Annotated in this window: 18 protein-coding genes; 10 read left to right on the forward strand and 8 right to left on the reverse strand. The window is 62.9% G+C overall.

Annotated elements, in window-relative coordinates; all coding sequences use genetic code 11:
* Window positions 1-626: 626 nt before the first annotated feature.
* The 7 genes from V8Z74_RS10480 to V8Z74_RS10510 all read right to left on the reverse strand — a co-directional run bounded on the left by V8Z74_RS10480 (window position 627) and on the right by V8Z74_RS10510 (window position 6,818).
* Window positions 627-1,376 carry a Rha family transcriptional regulator gene (locus V8Z74_RS10480; RefSeq protein WP_349709185.1) on the reverse strand — a complete coding sequence of 250 codons (750 nt, stop codon included), beginning with the start codon at window positions 1,374-1,376 and terminating at the stop codon, window positions 627-629.
* A 307-nt stretch (window positions 1,377-1,683) separates the two neighbouring features.
* On the reverse strand, window positions 1,684-2,634 hold the full coding sequence (locus V8Z74_RS10485; protein ID WP_349709187.1) for a YaaC family protein: 951 nt from the start codon (window positions 2,632-2,634) through the stop codon (window positions 1,684-1,686).
* A gap of 123 nt (window positions 2,635-2,757) precedes the next feature.
* Window positions 2,758-3,171: a hypothetical protein gene (locus V8Z74_RS10490; protein WP_349709189.1), complete on the reverse strand. Its 414-nt coding sequence runs from the start codon at window positions 3,169-3,171 to the stop codon at window positions 2,758-2,760.
* A gap of 360 nt (window positions 3,172-3,531) precedes the next feature.
* Window positions 3,532-4,062 carry a hypothetical protein gene (locus tag V8Z74_RS10495; RefSeq protein ID WP_349709192.1) on the reverse strand — a complete coding sequence of 177 codons (531 nt, stop codon included), beginning with the start codon at window positions 4,060-4,062 and terminating at the stop codon, window positions 3,532-3,534.
* Between the two features lie 234 nt (window positions 4,063-4,296).
* Window positions 4,297-4,977, reverse strand: a complete 681-nt coding sequence (locus tag V8Z74_RS10500) for a hypothetical protein (RefSeq protein ID WP_349709194.1) — start codon at window positions 4,975-4,977, stop codon at window positions 4,297-4,299.
* Window positions 4,978-5,078: 101 nt separating this feature from the next.
* Window positions 5,079-5,489: a DNA breaking-rejoining protein gene (locus V8Z74_RS10505; RefSeq protein WP_349709196.1), complete on the reverse strand. Its 411-nt coding sequence runs from the start codon at window positions 5,487-5,489 to the stop codon at window positions 5,079-5,081.
* Between the two features lie 189 nt (window positions 5,490-5,678).
* Window positions 5,679-6,818 carry a ScoMcrA-related endonuclease gene (locus tag V8Z74_RS10510; RefSeq protein ID WP_349709198.1) on the reverse strand — a complete coding sequence of 380 codons (1,140 nt, stop codon included), beginning with the start codon at window positions 6,816-6,818 and terminating at the stop codon, window positions 5,679-5,681.
* A 420-nt stretch (window positions 6,819-7,238) separates the two neighbouring features.
* Between V8Z74_RS10510 and kdpF the strand changes: the two genes are divergently transcribed.
* From kdpF to V8Z74_RS10550, 8 genes are all read left to right on the forward strand, one after another.
* Window positions 7,239-7,334 (forward strand): K(+)-transporting ATPase subunit F, encoded by a 96-nt coding sequence (gene kdpF, locus V8Z74_RS10515; RefSeq protein WP_066483199.1) that lies wholly within the window; start codon window positions 7,239-7,241, stop codon window positions 7,332-7,334.
* A 115-nt stretch (window positions 7,335-7,449) separates the two neighbouring features.
* Complete coding sequence (gene kdpA, locus V8Z74_RS10520; RefSeq protein ID WP_349709200.1) at window positions 7,450-9,156, forward strand: potassium-transporting ATPase subunit KdpA; 1,707 nt, start codon at window positions 7,450-7,452, stop codon at window positions 9,154-9,156.
* 182 nt (window positions 9,157-9,338) lie between these two features.
* The gene (kdpC, locus tag V8Z74_RS10525) at window positions 9,339-10,034 is read left to right on the forward strand and encodes a K(+)-transporting ATPase subunit C (protein ID WP_349709202.1); all 696 of its coding nucleotides are present in this window, start codon (window positions 9,339-9,341) and stop codon (window positions 10,032-10,034) included.
* 3 nt (window positions 10,035-10,037) lie between these two features.
* A complete protein-coding gene (kdpB, locus tag V8Z74_RS10530) occupies window positions 10,038-12,140 on the forward strand; it encodes a potassium-transporting ATPase subunit KdpB (RefSeq protein WP_349709204.1) in 2,103 nt (700 codons plus the stop codon).
* A gap of 265 nt (window positions 12,141-12,405) precedes the next feature.
* Window positions 12,406-13,164 carry a TorF family putative porin gene (locus V8Z74_RS10535; protein WP_245633453.1) on the forward strand — a complete coding sequence of 253 codons (759 nt, stop codon included), beginning with the start codon at window positions 12,406-12,408 and terminating at the stop codon, window positions 13,162-13,164.
* 50 nt (window positions 13,165-13,214) lie between these two features.
* Complete coding sequence (locus V8Z74_RS10540) at window positions 13,215-15,920, forward strand: DUF4118 domain-containing protein (protein ID WP_349709206.1); 2,706 nt, start codon at window positions 13,215-13,217, stop codon at window positions 15,918-15,920.
* A 12-nt stretch (window positions 15,921-15,932) separates the two neighbouring features.
* On the forward strand, window positions 15,933-16,646 hold the full coding sequence (locus V8Z74_RS10545; RefSeq protein ID WP_349709207.1) for a response regulator: 714 nt from the start codon (window positions 15,933-15,935) through the stop codon (window positions 16,644-16,646).
* Between the two features lie 192 nt (window positions 16,647-16,838).
* The gene (locus V8Z74_RS10550) at window positions 16,839-17,171 is read left to right on the forward strand and encodes a hypothetical protein (protein WP_157082195.1); all 333 of its coding nucleotides are present in this window, start codon (window positions 16,839-16,841) and stop codon (window positions 17,169-17,171) included.
* Between the two features lie 233 nt (window positions 17,172-17,404).
* On the opposite strand, the gene V8Z74_RS10555 is transcribed toward V8Z74_RS10550, so the two are convergent.
* Window positions 17,405-18,625, reverse strand: a complete 1,221-nt coding sequence (locus tag V8Z74_RS10555) for a porin (RefSeq protein ID WP_349709210.1) — start codon at window positions 18,623-18,625, stop codon at window positions 17,405-17,407.
* A gap of 417 nt (window positions 18,626-19,042) precedes the next feature.
* Here V8Z74_RS10555 and V8Z74_RS10560 point away from each other — a divergent pair, with 417 nt between their 5' ends.
* A complete protein-coding gene (locus tag V8Z74_RS10560; RefSeq protein WP_066483163.1) occupies window positions 19,043-20,002 on the forward strand; it encodes a Bug family tripartite tricarboxylate transporter substrate binding protein in 960 nt (319 codons plus the stop codon).
* A gap of 186 nt (window positions 20,003-20,188) precedes the next feature.
* Complete coding sequence (locus V8Z74_RS10565) at window positions 20,189-21,034, forward strand: TauD/TfdA dioxygenase family protein (RefSeq protein WP_349709212.1); 846 nt, start codon at window positions 20,189-20,191, stop codon at window positions 21,032-21,034.
* Window positions 21,035-21,055: the final 21 nt, after the last annotated feature.

Genomic DNA, 21,055 nt, shown 5'->3' on the forward strand with positions numbered 1-21,055 from the left:
TGCCTTTGCTTGTGCTCGCTGCTTTCGGCCCTGCCTGGGGCAGTCCGTGTCCGGGCTCGAAATAAAATTTTATGGGGGTGGCCGGTGCATTACCGGGCATGCTCCGGGCCACGTCCATGGTGTCGCCCTGGGTGACAGCTTGGGAAACACCCCTGAACGCGGGGGTGTAGCTTCGTTCTTGGGCTGGATTCAAATGGGCAGAGTGCTTTTGCATAGGGCTCCCTTTCTCTCTGTGGTTGTTAAGGTCAGGAATTCACGCTAGACCCTCTGGGGGCTGCATCCAAGAATGGACTGCTTGCCTTGTAAAGCTATCAGCCTGCGTCGAGATGCTGTTACAGCGTGTGGAGCCCCCTGACCATTCCGATCTCTGAGCCGCTTCCGTGCGTCCTACCTCTGGTAACAAGGCCGTTGTAATAAGCCGTGAGAAGCCACGACTGTCATGGAGAACCAAGTCCGGGAGTTCACTACCGTGTAGGCAGCTTAGAAATGTCAGGCATGAGTCAAGCCCCCGTTCACTGCCGCACAGGCAGCACCCCTAAAACAGCAGGGTGTCGGCGACCCTATTGTTTTAGGATTTTTCGGCGCTAGCCCATATCTTGCAAGCGCTGATAGCTATCAAAAACGGACTACTTGAAGGTCATGCGCAGCAGGCCCTGTGCGGGTTGCTGGTCGGCGGGCAGATTGGGCAGGCCGGGCCGGGCGGCCTGCTTTTCGCGGTGCTGGGCGCGTTGGGTCAGGCGCTGGGTGCAGGCCGTTGCCAGCGTGGCTAGTTGCGCATCGGTCGCGCTCATGATCTCGCCGTCGGCGATGCGCTGCGTCAGGCTGTTGAAGGACACCACCATCTGGTCGGTCGCAATCGGCTGGGCATGGGGCAGGGTGGGGCGGCCCTGGCTGTCGTAGTTCAGGTTCAGCAGATAGCGGCTGTGCTGCCACTCGTCTGCGTCACCTTCCATCACCGCATTGAACACCGTGCGGTGCACCTGCGCCGCGGCCTCTGCGGCCAGAGAAAAGGCCAGCTCCATGCGCTGTGTGTCCGCAGGTTGGTGCAGCGCGGCCTCCATGCGGTTAAAGGCGTCGATATAGGCCAGCTTGAAGGCCAGCGCCTTCTTGCCCGTAAAGCCCATGGCCAGCAACGTAAAGCCGTCGCGGGTTAGGCGGTAGGCGGGGTAGGCTTGCCCGTTTTGCTCGTCGGTGACTGAGGTCTCCGCAAAATTGCGGACACCCCCTTCGGGCAACTGAGCGCAGAGATTGCGAATGCCGCGCAACACGTCGTCATGGCGTTTGCCAAAGTGGCTGGCCAGATCGGTGCTGAGAGTGATGGGGATTCCGTCAACGATGGTGACGGCGGGAGAGATAGCCAGTGCGGGCTGAGACATGGTGCTGCTCCTGTACGAGACTTTTGAAGCGCCTTATCGCAGCGTTCTTACGCACTGCAACAAGGCGGCCGGGAGGTTAAGAACCTGGGTACAGCCAGGCGGACTTCTTCCCCTTTCGGGTCTTGTATCCGTCGCCCTCCCGGCCATAAATCAACCGTCTGCAAGAGTGCAGGCGTGCAATGTCCGGGCGCAAAAAAACCGCCAGTTATCGGATGCGGTTCTTCCGCTGTACCTTAGGAGTTCTTACGCTCCACCTCTTGCGAGGCATTGGTAGTATAGCAGCATGCTGCCATGATTGATTTTTTTGCTATCTCATTGCACGCCCGGGAACCATGAATTCTTGACCGGTAATTTCAGCTGATATTTCATCAAGAAACTGAGAGGGCGCTGTTTGAATAAATTCACTTAAAAGCCAGTTGTGTTGACTGTCAAAGTGTTTTGCTAAATATTCTGGCTTATATCGTGCAAGTTCACTAAGCCTATGCATTGCAGCAAAAATTAAGGGGATTGAGTGTCTTTCAATAAATGAGGTGAGGTTTCTTTTATTTCTTTTTAAATACCAAAGCCTCATTGGTCCATAGATATAAAGAACATATTTTCTTGTGTCTTGGTGATATTTTGTTAGAGCAGCTAGGTTTGCTATTTGGTTTGCTGCGCCTCTCTGCCAAGAAAACCTTTTTTTTCTTCTTAGACGGTAACAAGAAGAGTCTCCGGCATCTTTCTCAAATGTTGGCGGCAAAATTGCAGCGGTCTGCCCGTGTACATAGTGTTGATCTAAAACTGCTGTAAACCATGATCTTGCAGAGCTAGGGGCGTGTACATACTCTGGTTCTTTTATGGGTAAAAATAATTCTTGCTCTGATGTGAAAGTTAGGTGATACGCTCTGTGAATGAAAGGTAGATTGTAAAATATGTCTTTGATACTGTAGGTGTTATTATTTACTGTTTCTCCGTAATAGCGGCATAATTCGGGTAATATGCCATTGTTTTTTAATTTAACAATCTCTTTGGAGAGGCTGACCCTTCCCGGTTTGCTCCAGCCAGAAACCCCATGTTGTTCTTTGAAGGTAATTCCTTTTACGGTGAGGAGACATTTTGCTGCATTTAAGAAGCAGTAATATGCGGTTAGAGGTGCGGAAGTTTTTGGTAAAGATTCGGTTGCTTCGGAAAATGCTCTTGCTTGCTCCCAAAAAAAAAGAGCATCCTTCATCCCATTACGTTTTAGCCATAAGGATACATAATCCCAAGTATCGGTCACTAGAACCGTGTCTTTGCCCCATTCTGGGGACTTATAAGACTTATGTAATTTAAGATGTTTCCCATTGTAAGTGTGTTTTATGGCCATTTTAAAATTAATATGGGTTATGTATTGGGGATTTGCTTATCTTGCGTCGGTATCTTTTATGGAATCTGTCCATTCATATTGTTGCAATTCAAAACTTTTGTTTGATGCTTTTATTAGTTCTTCTTTGAGATTTTTGAATAACGAGTCAACACGATACTTCTTAGAAATTTTTGAATAAATTTTACCGCTCTTAGTTCGCCATTCATAAATTATCCGGACAGCATCGCTATTAATGTCTCTGGAGCGATCATCCTGCTTGTAGATAGATGAGAATATGATTATTGACGCAGCTGGATTTCTTAGTTTGTATTCGTACACGTATTCCCATATTTTATAATCCGAAGATTCTATTTTATCTGAAACCTCTTGCCAGCTGACAAGGTTTCCTTGGCCTTTTAAAGAAGTTAGGAGATTTTGAAATTCTGATTTCCAGTAAGGTTGATATGGCATTTTATATTACAATTAATTTAATGAAACGATTTTTAATTGTGATGAAGAAGAGGGTGGTTATATTATTTTAAATAATCATTATTATATTTGTCTGTGATTTGCAAATTTTTAGCTGCAGACATATATGATACTGGTTGATATATCGGAAAATTTACTCCAGTAGTTAGATGGTTAAATGCGGGATATTACATGTAAAAATTAGTTACTGATGCATTAACCCCGGCCCGCAGTGCGATGTTGGGTAACTGTAATAAACCAAAGAAAAAGGCAATGTAGAGAGCTACATTGCCTTTGTGCGTTAGCAGGCGCTTTTCTGGGGCGCTAATCAGATTTAAACAGCGGCCGCGGGCAGCGCCGTCACTACCTGTTGCCGGGCTGGGCGCTTTGCGAAAGCGCCGCTTGTTGCTGATTGGCAAGGAGCTGCGCCGCCAAATGGCTTCTCAGCACTTGCTCCAGCGCGGGCGAGGGCGTCTCAGGGTCTGGGGTTTTGCCAAAGGCCATCAGATTTCTGGTGAGTTGCACAGGCGTCATCAAGATACCCCAAGGCAGGCCCCACCAGCCCAGAAACAATGAAAAAACCGTGTCTCCGATTTTTTGCTTGGTGCCACATCGTGCGCAAGCCACCAACGGCCGGCTCGACCACGATGTCATCATGACGACGGAATACACGCGGTAAGAGGTATGCACATCCACCGGGCCGGGGCCGTCACACTTGGGGCAGTTGCCTCTGTGAACCCGAAAGATATGGGCTTTGACATCGGCGGGGGAGAGCTGGCTTGCAGCGTCGGAAAGTAGCCCTTGGTGCAGGCATTTCTCGTTGCAGTAGCGACGATCGCCGTCTCGCTTTCCGCCAAAAAGAATTCGGGTATTGCAGTACGCGCACGAAGCCATTCAATCTCTTTCAGTGTTGTTATCGCGCCTGATTAAACCAAAGATCGCTTCTGGTCACTCACTTAAATTGAGCGGCGATGATTTGTGTGTCAAATGCGCCTAACTCTTGGGAGTGAAGGCATGTGGAGTTTGTTTTTCATCAAGAGGTCAAAACGAACTCAAGGGGTTTGAATGGATTGAGAGCGGCATGGTGCCCAAGCGAGGCGCGGGCGCAGGCCCGCGCTTTCACCCAGGTCAGTTGGTCGCAAAGCAGTACATCAGCCCGGCGCTGCCGCTTTGCTGGAGCTGCTCGATGCTGCAGCCGCGCGTGCCGTGCGATGAGTTCCACGAGGCATTGGCCACAGGGTCGGGGTTGGTGCCCTGGTGGTCGTGGTGGCCCACGATGGCGGAGCCGCCGTCGCTCTTGGTCCAGTTGCCGCAGGTGGTGTCTTTGCCGGGCTCGGGCACGGCCAGGGTGCCGTCAGGGCGCGAACCGGTGAGGATGTCGTGGCGGTTGACCTCATCGCCAAAGCCCGAGACGACTTCGCCCTTCTCGGTCAGTGAGGTGTCCTTGCCGACTTTGGCATTGGCGCTGTGCAGGTCGGCCACGCTGGTGGCAATGACCACGCCCTTGGCGTTGCGCCACGGCCCGTTGCCGATGCGGTCGCGCGCATTCACCGCAGGTTGTCCGTTCAGCGCAGCATTGCTCAGGTAGGCGTGCCATGTCTTGTTGCCTGCGCCCACGCTGGCGGCCAGCGACTGGCAGTAGCGGTCGGCCCCGGCCAGCCCGCCCAGGTCGCCACCCTTGCCAGGGTTGGTGCTGGTGATGAAAAAGCTCATGGGGTTGCCGCCCGACGCCCCCATGGCGCCGCAACCCACAATCAGTGCGGCAGCCGCAATGGCGGTGCTGGCGGAAAGAACCAAACGACGGGACATGGCAGGCTCCTGAGCAATAGTGGAGCGTGCAGGCTAACGCAACGGGGTGTGAGCGGCAATATGGGCAGTTCCGGGAACCGGGCTCGCCGCCGTGGCCTATGTCAGCTGCCTTGCTCGACGGCAAGCGAAAAGCGCGCGCTTTCGCCGCGCTGCGCAGCGTCGCGCGCCAGATAGACCTGCACGCGATAGCTAGCGCCTGGTTCGGTACGGAAGCTGCAGACGTTGGGAGTGGCGGTGCCCTGGCACGACGGATCTGCGGCGCCGTCCTGGGTGATCTTCATGCGGGTGTTGGGGTTGTCGGCATCGAGTCGGACGGTCAGCTGCCGATGGGGCCGGGTGTCCAGCCCGTATTGCGCAATGCCGTTGCCGGTGATCTGGCCGCTGTACGAGCTGCCGTTGACGCTGCTTGCGCTGGACTGTGCGCTGCTGCTGCTGGACTGGGCCATGGCGCTGCCTCCCAAGAGAAAACCCAGGAGGCCGGCCGCCGAGAGCATGGGGTGTAGGCTTTTCATGCAACTCTCCCGGGTGCGCAGGTCAGGATGGCACGCCGCCTTGCCGGGGCGGTGGGTGTCGACAGAAGAGAGATTACGCCGGTATGCGCGGCCGTGTCGATGGGCTGGCCGGTTCAGACCTAGACTTTTTCAGTTGCAGCGGAGGGTGGCATGCGCGGGCCCGGTATGGCCAGTGCAGTGACCTGCTAATCAGTTCGCAGTGATCGGCAGCCCTCGGCGAAGCAAACGATGCACGAAGCGATGGCAGTTGGCACAGAGACATTGCAGGTCTTCTAGCCGAGTTTGGTGGTTTTCAGGCATGTGACTCACCTGAACGCGTGCATGGTGAACCTCGATGCAGGCTTCGCCGTGTTCGGAGCCGAAAATCTCGACGGGGTCGGCCTGGCATCTTTCGCAGAATAGCCGGCCATGCTTCTTGATGAAGTCTGCCTTCTTTGCCAGGGCTGCAGCAGGTTTGCGTTCGCGGCCAATGTGCTGCCTTAGCAATTTGCCTCCTTCGGGATAGGTATCGAGAGATATCTCGTTCGTATCAGGATCATTTTCTATGTCTGCCGGCACCATCTCGCCTTTAGGAACGATGTGGTATCCGGCCTCCCGTAGCAGCCGGAAGCATGCCGAGCCCTCGCCGGCAGAAAAGTGTTTCGGCAAGATCTGTCGATGGAGTGCGCGCGCAAGAGCGAGGCCGAAGACTGCTTTCGGAGGAAGGCGCAAACCTTCGTCGGTAATGAGGTCGTAGTCGGTGGATTCTCCGAATTCGTGCAGCGCGCCGTTCAGTAGAGCCGCAATACTCGCAAAGATCAGATCGGGGGTAACCTGTCTCAGTAGTTCGGCCGGAAGGCGCTCGCGGCTGCGTTTGTCCGCGGGGGTATCCGGTACGACGGCGGCAGTGGTAAGCGCCTCTTCCAGAGCTTGCGCAGACGCGGGGGTCAACCGTCGTATCGCTCGCATTGCGTTGCGCTCGACTTTTCCAGGTGCGTGCCGATCCATCGCCACTTGGTCTGCACCGCCTTCGAAGCGCAGACTGGTGACCAGCTCGAGCGATAGCGCGCGAAACGCAAAACTGGTAGCCGAGCTGGCCTCGGGCCAAAGATATTCTTTGGCCTCCCAGGTCACTCCAGGAGGTCGACCCTCGGATGCAGTGGTGATCCGGTCTACCGTGAAGGCTCCAAGTAAGCGCAGGACGCCTCCTGCGATGTTTGTCACATATACACGGTCGCCGGGACTTATCTTGCCGATAAAGTCCGAGTTACCGGCTCCCAATAGTGGGTCACCAGGGACATAGCCATGCCAGCCTGTGGCACCCCAATAGATCGTGAATGCGTTCGCCATCTGCCTCTCTTTTCGCTCACGATCGTAACCGTCCCGGGTCAGCTTCTGGCTGAGGCAGCTGCGCATACCCTGCGGCATTTCGTGACCGGGGATGCTTGTCGTTAGCGCATCAGGGGAGGGGCTGAGTTAATCTTGAACAGAGGTGGCTGCAAGTGTCCTGCGGGATAGGGCGATTCGCACCCGAATCGCACGCAAGCCCGCAAAGCGCTGCGCGGCGCGGCGCCCGGGTGGGTTCAATTCCCGCTAGTCCATTGAGCTGACCCTTGCAATCCCGTTGCAGGGCATTGCGCAATGCAGGCAGGAGCAGGTCTTTACGCCGTCTTGATGTGGTCGCTCCCAATCTCTATCCGCTCTTGACGGGCGAATTTCTACATTTCCTCCATCGTTGGCAGAGCAATGACGTTCTGCGGGAGGAAATGAATGACCACCAACTGGATCGAGATCCTGGCCGCCGTCACGGCGCTAGGGCTGTTTGCCTATCTGGGCTATGCGCTGCTGCGCCCCGAAAATTTCTGAGGTGCTGCCATGCAAGTGCTGCAAGACCTTGTTTTCGTGAGCCTGACGGTCGCCTGCTTTGTCGGCCTGCTGGGCTTTGTACGTGCGCTGACGCGCATCTGAAAGGGAGCACATCATGTGGTTACCCTGGATGGAATTTGCCGCGGTGCTCGCGGTCCTGACGCTGCTGGCCATTCCCATGGGCCAGTGGCTGGCGCGCTGCTTTACCAGCGACCATCACACCTGGCTGGAGCGGCTCAGCTACCGCGCCTTGGGCGTGAACCCCGGCGAACACATGGGCTGGCAGCGCTATGGCGCGGCCCTGCTGCTGTCCAACGCGGCCATGATGCTGCTGGGCTATCTGATCCTGCGCCTGCAGGGCTGGCTGCCGCTGAATCCGCTGCAGATTGCGGCCCAGGCGCCCGATCTGGCCTTCAACACCGTGGCCTCGTTCGTCACCAATACCAACTGGCAGGCCTATGCGGGCGAGAGCAGTCTCACCAATGCCACGCAGATGGCGGTCATCACCTTTCTGATGTTTGCCGGTGCCACCACGGGCGTGGCGGCCGGCGCAGGATTTGTAAGAGGCCTGGCCCGTTCCAGCAGCAAGGACATCGGCAATTACTGGGTGGACTATGTGCGCGTGTTCTGGCGCGTGCTGCTGCCGCTGTCGTTTGTGCTGGCCCTGGTCTATGTCTGGCAGGGCATTCCGCAGACGCTGCATGCCGAGACCTGGGCCACCACGCTGGAAGGCGCGCGCCAGCAGCTGTTGACGGGGCCCGTGGCCAGCCTGGAAAGCATCAAGCACCTGGGCACCAATGGCGGCGGCTTCTTCAATGCGAATGCCGCCCACCCGTTCGAGAACCCCACGCCGCTGACCAATGTGCTGCACATTCTGGGCATGATGCTGATTCCGGCCAGTATGACCTATGCCTTCGGCTCCATGCTGCTGCGCCGTCGCCAGGGCTGGGTGCTGTATGGCGCCTGCATGGCGATGTTCATAGGCTTTCTGAGCCTGGTGTTCGTGGCGGAGCAGCAAGGCAGCGGCCTGCTGGTGCATGCGGGTGCCGACCAGCAGTGGAGCCTCACGCAGAGCGGCGGCAACATGGAAGGCAAGGAGCTGCGCTTCGGCATTGCCGATACCTCCTTGTTCGTGACGGCCACCACGGCGGCCACCACGGGTTCGGTCGATGCCATGCACGATTCGCTCACGCCGCTGGGCGGCATCACGCCGCTGGCGCTGATGATGCTCAACTGCGTGTTCGGCGGCGACGGCGTGGGCCTGATCAACCTGATCCAGTACGCCATCCTCACGGTCTTCCTTGCCGGCATGATGATAGGCCGCACGCCCGAGTTCCTGGGCAAGAAGATCGAGGTGCGAGAGATCAAGCTGGTCATGCTCTCGGTGCTGGCACAGCCGGCCAGCATGCTGGGCTTCACGGCGCTGGCCCTGCTCTGGCCGGACGCTTCCGCCAGCCTCAACAACCATGGCCCGCATGGCTTCTCCGAAATTCTCTATGCCTATGCCTCGGCCACGGCCAACAACGGCTCAGCCTTCGCGGGGCTGAACGCCAACACGCCGTTTTTCAACGTCACGCTGGGCCTGGCCATGATCGTGGGGCGCTTTCTCACGCTGCTGCCCATGCTGGCCGTGGCCGGCAGCATGGCGGCCAAGACCACGGTGCCTGCGGGCCCCGGCACTTTCCCCACGGCCTCGCCGCTGTTCATGGGTCTGCTCGTGTTCGTGGTGCTGGTGGTGGGCGGCCTCACCTTCCTGCCGGCGCTAGCCCTGGGGCCCATCGTCGAACACCTTCAAATGCTGGTCGGACAGCTCTATGCATGACACCCCCCCTGAGTCGCTTCGCGCCTTCCCCCCCGCTCTCGCATGGCTGGGCCATGCGGGCAGGGGGACGCAGCCCTCGCTGCGGGGCGGCCCTTGCTCGGCTGCCCTTACATGGAGGGCGCGTGTTTCAGGCGCTACGGGCGGTGCCAGGAATTACAGATAAATCCGTTGGAAGCAAGATCATGAAATCCTCTTCTCTTTCTATCTCCACTCCTGCGACTTTGGTGGCGGATGCCGAAGCATCTCCAGCCTCCTGGGGCAGCCTCGCGGCCAGCAGCGTGCGCGCGGCCGTGGCCGTGATGCTGGTGGCCGGCATTGCCTATCCGCTGGCGACCACCGGCGTGGCCCAGGCCCTGTTGCCGCATGCGGCCAACGGCAGCCTGATAGAGCGCAACGGCCAGGTCGTGGGCTCGGCCCTGATCGGCCAGCAGTTCGCGGGCCCCGCCTATTTTCACGGGCGGCCCAGCGCCACGACGGCGCCCGACCCCGCCAAGGAAGGCGCCAGCGTGGCTGCCCCCTATAACGCCGGCCTGTCCGGCGGCAGCAACCAGGGCGCCACGCACAAGGATCTGGCCGAGGCCGTGGCCGCCCGCGTGGCGCAGTACCGGGCCGACAACGGCCTGGCCGCCGATGCCCCGGTTCCGGTGGATGCGGTGACTGCTTCGGCCTCGGGGCTGGACCCGCATATCTCGGTGGCCAACGCCGTGCTGCAGCTGCCGCGTGTGGCTCGGGAGCGCAATCTGTCGCAAGAGCAGGTGCGGCATCTCGTGGAGCAGAACACGCAGGGGCGCACGCTGGGCCTGCTGGGCGAGCCGCGTGTGAACGTGCTGCAACTGAACCTGGCGCTGGATGCGCTGCAGTCCGCCGCAAAGGAGTAAGCCATGAACAGCCATAAAGTAAAGGCAGGCGCCAGCCTGTTCGAGCCTCGCCTGGTGCGCGAGGCCCTGCTTGACGCGGTGCGCAAGCTCTCGCCGCGCACGCAGTGGGCCAATCCCGTGATGTTCGTGGTCTATCTGGGCGCCATCCTGACCACGCTGCTGTGGTTGCAGGACCTGCGCGAGCCTGCGTCTGCCGCAGACAACGAAGGCGCAGGTTTTGCGCTGGCGATTGCGCTGTGGTTGTGGTTCACGGTGCTGTTTGCCAACTTCGCCGAAGCTCTGGCCGAAGGCCGCAGCCGCGCCCAGGCGGCCAGCCTGCGCAGCATGAAGCGCGATACCGTGGCCAAGGTGCTGTTGCAGCCGCATTTCGGCAGTTCCTGGATTCCAGAGCGCGCCAGCGATCTGCGCAAGGGCGTGGTCATCTTCGTGGAGGCCGGCGACACGATTGCGCTGGACGGCACGGTGATCGAGGGCGTGGCCTCGGTGGACGAAAGCGCCATCACCGGCGAATCGGCCCCCGTGATCCGCGAGGCGGGCGGCGACTTCTCCTCGGTCACCGGCGGCACACGGGTGCTGTCGGACTGGCTGGTGGTGGAGGTGACAGTGAACCCTGGCGAGTCCTTCCTGGACCGCATGATCTCCATGGTTGAATCGGCCAAGCGCCAGAAGACGCCCAACGAGCTGGCGTTGACCATTCTGCTGGTGGGCCTGACGCTGGTTTTCCTGATGGTCATCGTCACGCTGTGGCCGTTCTCGGCCTTTGCCGTGGGGCAGGCGGGCGCGGGTTCCGTGGTCGGTATTGCCGTGCTGGTGGCGCTGCTGGTGTGCCTGATTCCCACGACCATCGGAGGCCTGCTGTCGGCCATCGGCGTGGCCGGCATGAGCCGCATGATGCAGGCCAATGTGATCGCCACCTCGGGCCGCGCCGTGGAGGCTGCGGGCGACGTGGACGTGCTGCTGCTGGACAAGACCGGCACCATCACGCTGGGCAACCGCCAGGCCAGCGACTTCGTGCCGGCGCCCGGGGTGTCGGTGCAGCAGCTGGCCGAGGCTGCACAGCTGGCCTCGATTGCCGACGAGACGCCCGAGGGCCGCAGCGTGGTAGCCCTGGCCAGGGAGCGCCACGGTCTGGCCGAGCGTAGCGCCACCGAGCTGCAGGCCGAGTTCGTGCCCTTTACCGCGCAGACGCGCATGAGCGGCGTGGACCTGTCCACCCCCCAGGGGCAGCGCCATTTGCGCAAGGGGGCAGCCGATGCGGTGCGGCGCCATGTCGAGGCCCTGGGCGGGCAGTTCCCCGCCGCCGTATCGCAGGCGGTGGACAATGTCTCGCGCAAGGGCAGCACACCGCTGGTGGTGGCCGACGGAGCCCGCGTGCTGGGTACGATCGAGCTCAAGGATGTCGTCAAGCCCGGCATGCGCGAGCGCTTTGCCGAGCTGCGCCGCATGGGTATCAAGACCGTGATGATTACCGGCGACAACCCCTTGACGGCGGCGGCCATCGCCGCCGAGGCCGGTGTGGACGACTACCTGGCCGAGGCCACGCCCGAGGACAAGCTGCGCCTGATCCGCAGCCACCAGGCTGCGGGCCGCCTGGTGGCCATGACCGGCGACGGTACCAACGATGCCCCGGCCCTGGCCCAGGCCGACGTGGCCGTGGCCATGAACAGCGGCACCCAGGCAGCCAAGGAGGCCGGCAACATGGTGGACCTGGACAGCAACCCGACCAAGCTCATCGAGGTGGTGGAAACCGGCAAGCAGATGCTGATGACACGCGGTGCGCTGACCACCTTCAGCATCGCCAACGACGTGGCCAAGTATTTCGCCATCATTCCGGCCGCCTTCGTGGGTACCTATCCACAGCTGGCCTCGCTCAACGTGATGCAGCTGCACAGCGCCGACTCGGCCATCCTGAGCGCCGTGATCTTCAACGCACTGATCATCATCGCCCTCGTGCCCCTGGCCCTGCGCGGCGTGCGCTACCGCGCCGTGGGCGCGGCCGCGCTGCTGCGCCAGAACATGCTGATCTACGGCCTGGGCGGTCTCATCGTGCCGTTCGTGGGCATCAAGCTCATCGACATGTTCCTCACGGTTCTGGGCCTGGTTTGAGCGCTGCCGCTATGGCTCCGCTGGCAGGGGCTGTAGCGGGTGCTTGCCCTTTCTCCTCAGGCTTCTTCGGGCTGCCCCTGCAGAGAAGGGGAGTCCTGTCTCTCGTTTTCCCATCATGTGCAAATCTTTCCAAGAATCTTTCGTGGCTTCACGTGTGACTTCGCATGTATCTTCCCGCGTCCTGTCAGCGGCAGCGCTGCTGGCAACCTCTGGATTTCTGTTGCCGCACATCGCGGCAGCTCAGGAAAAACCGGACCGGGCCGCCATGCCTGAAGCAGTGCAGGTCAAGGCGCAGGCCGGTCTGCCCATCACCGGCAGCCTGAGCCTGCTGTCCGACTACCGCTTTCGCGGCATCTCGCAAACCTGGGGCGCCGCCGCCGTGCAGGGCGGGGTGGAGCTGGCGCTGCCGCGGGGCTTCTATCTGGGCACCTCGTTGACCAACGTGTCCACCCACAGCTATGGCCGCGGCGAAGGGCTGGAGAACGATATCTATGGCGGCTGGCGCGGCGACGTGGCGCCCGGCTGGCAGCTGGATGCCGGCCTGCTGCACTACCGCTACCCGGGCGCAAGGCTGGCAACGCCGGACGGCGGCAGCAAGCGCTTTGACACCACGGAAGCCTATCTGGGCGCCACGCATGGTGGCTTCAACATCAAATGGTCGCTGGCGCTGACGCCGTATTTCGGCCTGCGCGAGAGCACGGCCGGCTCGGCCTTTGCCACGGCGCTCGCACCGGCGGGCAGCAGCCGGGGCAGCCAGTACCTGGACCTGAACTACCAGCATCCGCTGGGCGGCTGGGCCACGCTGGGCGTGCATGGCGGCTATACCCTGGTGCGCAACTACGGCGAGGTTTCCTACGCCGACTGGCGTGTGTCCCTGGCCAAGACCTGGGGGGTGTGGACGGCATCGGCAGCCTGGGTGGGGACATCGGCCGATGCCCGCTACTACAGTGCAGCCAACAGCGAGGGGCGCCTGCGCAGCCTGGGGCGCAGCGGCCTGGTGCTGGGCCTGAGCGCGGGCTTCTGAGCCGTGCATCTGCCTTTTTCCCCACCCGCCAGTGATACGCTGATGACCCGATGCCCATGACCCATTCCCCACCGCTTGCCCCGCGCCCCGATCCCGACGCGCTGGTCGCCCAACTGCAGGCCGAGCAGCAGCTTGCCGCGCGCGGCAAGCTGCGCATTTACTTCGGCTCCAACGCCGGCGTAGGCAAGACCTATGCCATGCTGGCGGCTGCGCAGCGCGAACGCCAGGCAGGGCACGAAGTGCTGGTGGGCCTGGTGGAAACGCATGGCCGGGCCGAGACCGAGCAGCAGCTGCACGGCCTCGAACAGTTGCCGCGCCGGCATCTGCCCTACCAGGGGCGGCAACTGTCCGAGTTCGATCTCGATGCCGCGCTGCGGCGCCATCCCGAGATACTGCTGCTGGACGAACTGGCGCACAGCAATGTGCCGGGCGCCCGCCATCCCAAGCGTTGCCAGGATGTGGAGGAACTGCTGGCTGCCGGCATCAATGTCTGGACCACGCTCAATGTGCAGCACCTTGAAAGCCTCAACGATGTGGTGGGCGGCATCGTGGGCATCAAGGTACATGAAACCGTGCCAGACCGGATTTTCGACAACGCCGACGAAGTCATCGTGGTCGACATCCCGCCGGAGGAGCTGCTGAGGCGCCTCAAGGCGGGCAAGGTCTATCCGCTGGAGCAGGCCGAGCGCGCCTCGCACAATTTCTTCCGCCTGGGCAATCTGCTGGCGCTGCGCGAGCTGGCGCTGCGGCGCACGGCCGACCGTGTCGACGAGGATATGCGCGACTACCGGCGCGAGCGTTCCATCGGCGATGTCTGGCCTGCACGCGAGCGGCTGCTGGTGGGTGTGGGCGGCCACGCCGGCGACGATGCGCTGGTGCGTCAGGTCGCACGCCTGGCGCGGCGGCTGGAAGCCGACTGGATGGTGGTCTACGTGGATGCGCCCGAGCGCCAGCACCGGCCGCGCCGGGCGCAGGAGGGCGTGCTCAAGACCCTGGCCCTGGCCGCGCGCCTGGGGGCCGACACGGCCACGATTCCCGGCGCCAACGTGGCGCAGGCCCTGGTGGCCTTTGCGCGCGAGCGCAATGCCAGCCACCTGGTGCTGGCCCGCATGCCGCGCCGCGTGTCGCGCTGGCTGCCCTGGACGGCGGCCAGCCTGCCCGAGCAGATTGCGCGGCTGGACCCGGGGCTGGATGTACTGGTGCTGTCTCCGCCGTTGCCCAAGAATGAGAGCGCTGTGCGCAAGCCCATCGCGGATCGCAAGCCAATTGCATGGGTGGGCTATGTGGGTGCGACCCTGGCCTGCTTTGCCGCCACCGCAGTGGCCGAGCTGCTGCTGCAGGTGTTCGAGCCGGCCAACGTCGTCATGCTGTTCCTGCTGGTGGTCGTGCTCTCGGCCCTGCGCTGGGGGCGCGGACCCGGCGCATGGGCCGCCTTGCTGGCCGTGCTTTGCTTTGACTACTTTTTCGTGCCGCCGCGCGACTCCTTCTCGGTCAACGACACGCAATACCTGTTCACGTTCAGCCTGATGCTGGGCGTGGCGCTGGTCTGCGGCCAGCTCATGGCGCGGCTGCGCCACGAGGCGCGCGTGGCGGCCGAACGCGAGCGGCGCGCCGGGGCGCTGGCGCGGCTGGCACGCGACCTGTCGGGCGCACTCACGCAGGAGCAGGTGGCGCAAATTGCGCTGACCACGGTTTCGGGGGTGTTCGATGCGCAGGCGGGCCTGCAGCTGCCCGACGCCCAGGAGAACCTGCACGCCGTGGCCGGCAGCCAGGGCGTGATGGATGCCAGCATTGCGCGCTGGAGCATGGAGCACGGCCAGCCGGCCGGGCAGGGGACGGACACGCTGCCCGCATCGCCGGCCCTGTATGTGCCGCTGATGGCGCCGGTGCGCGTGCGCGGCGTGCTGGTGCTGCAGCTGCGCAAGCCCCGGCAGCTGGATGTGCCGGAGGAGCGCCGGCTGCTGGATGCCTGTGCCAGCCAGATTGCGCTGGCGCTGGAACGCGTGCACTTCGTCGAGGTGGCGCAGCAGACCCAGGTGGCCATGGAAGGCGAGCGGCTGCGCAACACCCTGCTGTCGGCCGTGTCGCACGATCTGCGCACACCGCTGACCGGCATCCTGGGCGCGGCCCAGGCGGCCCTGCCGCGGGTACCGGCGGGCCCGGCGGCGGACATGCTGGTGCAGATCCGCGATCAGGCACAGACGCTGCAGCAACTGGTGGACAATCTGCTGGCCATGGCGCGCCTGCAGCAGGGCGGTGTGCACCTCAAGCGCGAGTGGCTGCCCGTCGAGGAACTGGCGGGCAGCGCGCTGCGGCAGATGCACGACCGCCTGGCGGCACATGTGGTGCGCACCGATCTGCCCACCGGGCTGCCGCTGCTGCATGTGGATGCGGTACTGATGGAGCGCGTGCTGGTCAATCTGCTGGACAATGCCGCCAAGTACACTCCGCCCGGAACGACGCTGGTGCTGACCGGCCAGGTGCAGCACGGGCCCGACGGCGATGTCTGTCTGCTGACGCTGCAGGACGACGGCCCGGGCCTGCCCCGGCATCTGGATGCGGACATGCTGTTCGAGCCCTTCACCCGGGGTGTGGTCGAGTCCACGGTCTCCGGCATGGGCCTGGGGCTGACGCTGGCGCAGCGCATCGTCGAAGCCCATGGTGGGCGGCTGGAGGCCGCCTCGGCCCACCCCGGGCCGGGTACGATCTTCACCATCCGCCTGCCCGTTCCGGAACAACCCGCGCTGGATGACTGAACCGACTTTCCCATGACTGCCGCCCACCGCGTTTTACTGATCGAAGATGACCTGGCGATACGCCGCTTTGTCCGCCTGGCCCTGGAGGACGAAGGCTGGCAGGTGTTCGAGGCGGAGACGGCACGGCGCGGCCTGATCGAGGCGGCCAGCCGCCAGCCCGATGTGGTGGTGCTGGACCTGGGCCTGCCCGATGCCGACGGCAAGAGTGTGATTGCGGAACTGCGCAGCTGGAGCCCCTTGCCCGTGCTGGTGCTGTCGGCGCGGGACCGGGAGGAGGAAAAGGTCGCAGCCCTCGATGCCGGTGCCGACGACTACCTGACCAAGCCCTTTGGCGTGCCCGAGCTGCTGGCGCGGCTGCGCGTGCTGCTGCGCAGGCGCCAGCAGCTGCCGGCCGAGGCTGCGCCGTCCAGCCGCGCGCGCTTCGGCGAAGTGGTGGTCGATCTGGCCACGCACGAGGTGTGGCGGGGAGCGCAGGCCGTGCATCTCACCCCCATAGAGTTCCGCCTGCTGGCGGCGCTGATTGCCGGGCAGGGCCGGGTGCTGACGCACCGCCAGCTGCTGCTGCAGGTCTGGGGGCCGGAATATCTGGACCGGCCCCACTATCTGCGCGTGCACATGGCCAATCTGCGCCAGAAGATAGAGGCCGACCCGGCCCAGCCGCAGCATCTGCAGACCGAGCTGCAGGTGGGCTACCGGCTGGTGGGCCTGGCGCTGCAGGCGCAGTAGCCGATCCAAGGACCGTGCAGGCAGGCGCTAGAAGGCGCCGGATTCCGGTTTGACCCAAGTCAAGAATGCGCGCGGCGGGAGCAGGATTCCTCATCAACGCATGCGAAATGAATTAGATTGCTCTCCTCAACAAAAAACTTTCGCGGCTGCTTGCTGCAGCCGCTATTGAAAAATCACCCATCGGGAGAGGTAATGCGCAAATCCTTGGCGGCTCTTTTTCTGTCCCTGGCCTGTGGTGGGGCCGCACTGGCTGAAGGGGTGCCGGAGATCAGCCAGTCCGTGCTGAGAAGCGCACTGGCAGAAAAGCTCAAAGGCCATGGCATAGCCGATATCAAGAATCTGGAAGTGTTTGAAGACAAGAAGGAAAAGGGAGCCTTCCATATCTGCGGTGAAGTCAAGACGGATTCCAGCGAGGGGTATACGCCTTTTTTTGCCTTTATCGTTTCCATGGAAAAGTACGCCATCATGGATCTGTCCGCCGATTCGCCCAAGCTGTGCGCGATCAGCCGCAATGGCGGGCTTTGAGCGCCATCCCCGGCTCCCGCGCCAGCAGGGTGCGGCAGCGGCACGGTAAGTGGACTGCCGCAGCCTTTGCGGCAGCTGCGCGTCCCGGCGGAACTCTCCGGTCCGACGGTTTGCAGCCATGCGCAGACTCGGCTCAGCGGACAGGCATGCCGGGCAGGCGGAGTGCGCGTGCCGGATGAAGCAACGGTCGTTGCCCTCGGCGGTCCGCACCGATCTGCGCACCTGCCCGAGACTCAGAACATCATGCGCAGGCCCATGTCGAAGCCCAGGGCGCCAGCCGGCCGCATGCCGCCCGTGGTGACATAGGAGGGCTGGGGCATGATGATCGGGCTGCTCACGACCAGCGGCGTGGCGCCCATGATGCCGGGATTGTTCTGGCCGTTGCCCACGCTGATGCGCGAGATGGTGGTGTACAGCGCCGTGCGCTTGGACAGGTTGTGCACATAGCCCAGCGCCAGCTTGTTGACGGACGAGTCGCCCGTGCCCTGGCCGCTCCTGAACTGCACACGCGAATAGGAGGCGCGCACCATGTGGACCCCCACCGGAATGGTGATGCCGGCCAGGAGACCCTGGTAGCGGTCGCTGACGGAGGCGAGCGTGGCGGCGTCATGGCGCTCGTTGCGCACGTCGGACCATTCGCCGAGGACCTTGGCGGAGCCGAAATCGTAGCTTCCACCCAGGTTCAGCGACTTGATCTTTTCGGCGCTGGCGCCGGCATTGCCCAGCGTGCTCTCGCCGTAGGCCACGGCCACGTCGGTCGGGCCGCCGGCCCAGCCCAGGCGCGCGCCCGCATAGCGGCCGCGCTGGCTGGAGTTTTCCGCAAAGGCATACATGGCCTGGCCGTACACGCCGCCCAGGCCTGCGGGCAGGTGGTAGCCGATGGTATTGCTGGCGCGCAGATAGTTGTCGGTGCCGGCCGAGAGGCCGCCGCCCAGCAGCCGGTCCGTGAGGCTGCCCGTGGTCTGGGTGGCCAGCGCGCGGGCCGTGGCCAGATTGCTGTTGACCACGGCAATCAGGTTGAGCCCCACGCCGTTGGAGGTGAAGGGATCGAACGCCCAGTCGTTCAGGAAGGAGGGCGTGTGGTCGCGCCCCAGGCGCAGTTCGCCCAGCCGGCCCGAGAGGCTGACCGTGGAGCGGCGGCCGAAGTTCAGCGCGCCGCCCCCGGTGTCGTTGGTGACCGGGGCTTCCAGCCAAATGCCGGCCGCAAGGCCGCCGCCGAGGTCTTCCGTGGCGCGGATGCCGATGCGGCTGGCCAGATTGCCCGACGGCGACAGCGCCCAGGTGCTCTGCCGGACCGAGCGCGCGGGGCCTGCATCCCACGATTCGCTGCGCACGCTGTAGCGGCTGATGCTCGCGTCCATGACGCCGAACAGGGTGACCGAGGTTTGCGCGCAGGCAGTACCGGTGGCGAGCAGCGTGCAAAGGCTGAGGGAACAGAAGGCAAGGCGTTGCATGAATCATGTCTCCATTTCGTTATAGGTGACGCGGTGGGGTCCGCGTGACTGCACTCTAGGAAAGGAGCCGCGGCGCCCTTTGGCAATCCATGCCAGATGCTGTGCACTTCATGCCATCGGCGGGGGCAGCAACTCAGGGTTGCAACGGATTTGTCCCAACAAAGCAAGTTCATGTCCCGGTAAAGCAAATCAGCGGCGCGGTGGCTCCGGATACTGAGGGCGTGTTGACAATCTCCTCGCGCCGCAAAGCGACGGACCCGAAGGGGGACGCCATCGGGCGATTTCTTCGCGCCGGCTCGCGGCTTGCACCCTGGTGCAAGCCGCGAGCCGCCGCTTCGGACTCATCCCGATTGCGCTCCAGCCCGGCGGCGTGGAGACCGTCAACGTTCTGAAGCCAAGCCAACCAAGAACGGAGACATGGATATGAAGCGACGAACCCTGGCGCTGCTTGCGGGCTGCGCTCTGGCCTGCGGTGCGGCCTGGGCCGCCCAGCCGATCAAGCTCATCGTGCCCGCGCCGCCGGGCGGCACCATGGACATCGTGGCCCGCGTGGTGGGGCAGCAGCTGTCCAGCGACACCGGCCAGACCGTGGTGGTGGAGAACAAGCCCGGCGCGGGCGGCATGATCGGCATGCAGGCCCTGCTGTCGGCCCCTGCGGACGGGCAGACGCTGCTGGTCGGCGCGAGCAATCTGCTGGCCGAGATTCCCCACGTCATCAAGACCTCGTTCGACCCGCTCAAGGACGTCGTGCCCGTGGCCTCGTTCGCGCGTTCGGGCGTGGTGCTGGTGACGGCCGCCAGCTATCCCGCGCAGGATTTTCAGAGCCTGCTGGCGCAGCTCAAGACCCGCAAGGGCCAGACCAGCTTTGCCAGCTACAGCCCCGGAACCGTGTCGCAGTACGCGGGCCTGGTGCTCAGCGACAAGGCGGGCCTGGACATGCAGCACGTGGGCTACCCCGGTTCGCCGCCGGCGCTGCAGGCCGTGCTGGGCGGCCAGGTGGACGTGATGTTCGACGGCATGCTCACTTCGGTGCCCCTGATCAAGGCCGGCAAGCTGCGGGCCTATGCCTTCTCGGGGCCGCAGCGCTCGCGCCACCTGCCCAATGTGCCGACCACGACCGAGCTGGGCTATCCCGACCTGCAGTTCCGGGGCTGGGTGGGCCTGATCGCCCCGGCCAGGCTGCCTGCCGACGTGCTGGCCCGCCTGCACATCGCCATCGAGAAAGTGGCCAAGGCGCCCGCGGTGCAGCAAAAGCTCTCCGACGTGGGCCTGGAGCCCGAGGTCATCACCGATACGGCCGCGCTGCAGCGCGAAACCCGGGCCATGTCCGAGCGCAACGCCGGCATCGTCAAGAAATACGGCATCACCGTGAACTGAGAGCGTGTTCGCGATCTCCTCGCAGGTGTACAGGCGCGGAGCCGGGCGGTCTGCTTTGTTGCAAATCCTCGCAATAGCACAGCTATTGCTGCGGTTCGCGCCTGGCAGCCCATCCCGATCCACATCCTGCACTCCTTCACGATAGATCGTGAACACGCCCTGAACCCCGCACAGGAGACAAGGGCCATGCACATCCGACAACTCACCCCGGCCATAGGCGCCGAAATCTCGGGAATCCACCTGGGAGAAGCCGCGCGCAGCGCGGAGCGGTTCGCGGAGATCCGCTCCGCGCTGCTCAAGCACCGCGTGCTGTTCTTCCGCGGCCAGGACATCACGCGCGCCGAGCACGTGGCTTTCGCGCGCTGCTTCGGTCCGCTCGAAGACCATCCCGTGGTCGGCAGCGACCCCGACCACCCCGGCCTGGTGCGCATCTACCGCAGCGACAACCCGCACAGCTACGAGAACGTCTACCACTGCGACGGCCTGTGGCGCCCGAACCCGGCCATGGGGGCGGTGCTGCGCTGCATCGAGTGCCCGGAGATCGGCGGCGACACGATCTGGGTGAACATGGTCAAGGCTTACGAAGAACTGCCGCAGTACATCAAGGACCAGATCGCCCCCCTGCGCGCCAAGGCCAGCATCGAGCACAGCTTCGGCGCGGTGATGACGCCCGAGGCGCGCGCCAGGCTGGTGGCCGAACACCCCGCCGCCGAGCACCCCGTGGTGCGCACCCACCCCGAGACGGGCGAGAAGGTGCTGTTCGTGGGCGCGGGCTTCACCTCGCACTTCGTCAACTGGAGCACGCCCGACAACGTGCGCCACGGCATCGACAAATCGCCCGGCGCGTCGCTGCTGCTCAACTACCTGACCAGCCGCGCCAGCATCCCTGAATACCAGGTGCGCTGGTCGTGGAAGCCGGGCGACATCGTGGTCTGGGACAACCGCAGCACCCAGCACTATGCCTGCAACGACTACTTCCCCGCGCCGCGCAAGATGGAGCGCGCGGGGATCGTCGGCGACATTCCGTACTGATCAAAAACCATAGCTTGCAGC

Source organism: Comamonas sp. w2-DMI, assembly GCF_040187735.1.
Classification (GTDB): domain Bacteria; phylum Pseudomonadota; class Gammaproteobacteria; order Burkholderiales; family Burkholderiaceae_C; genus Comamonas; species Comamonas terrae.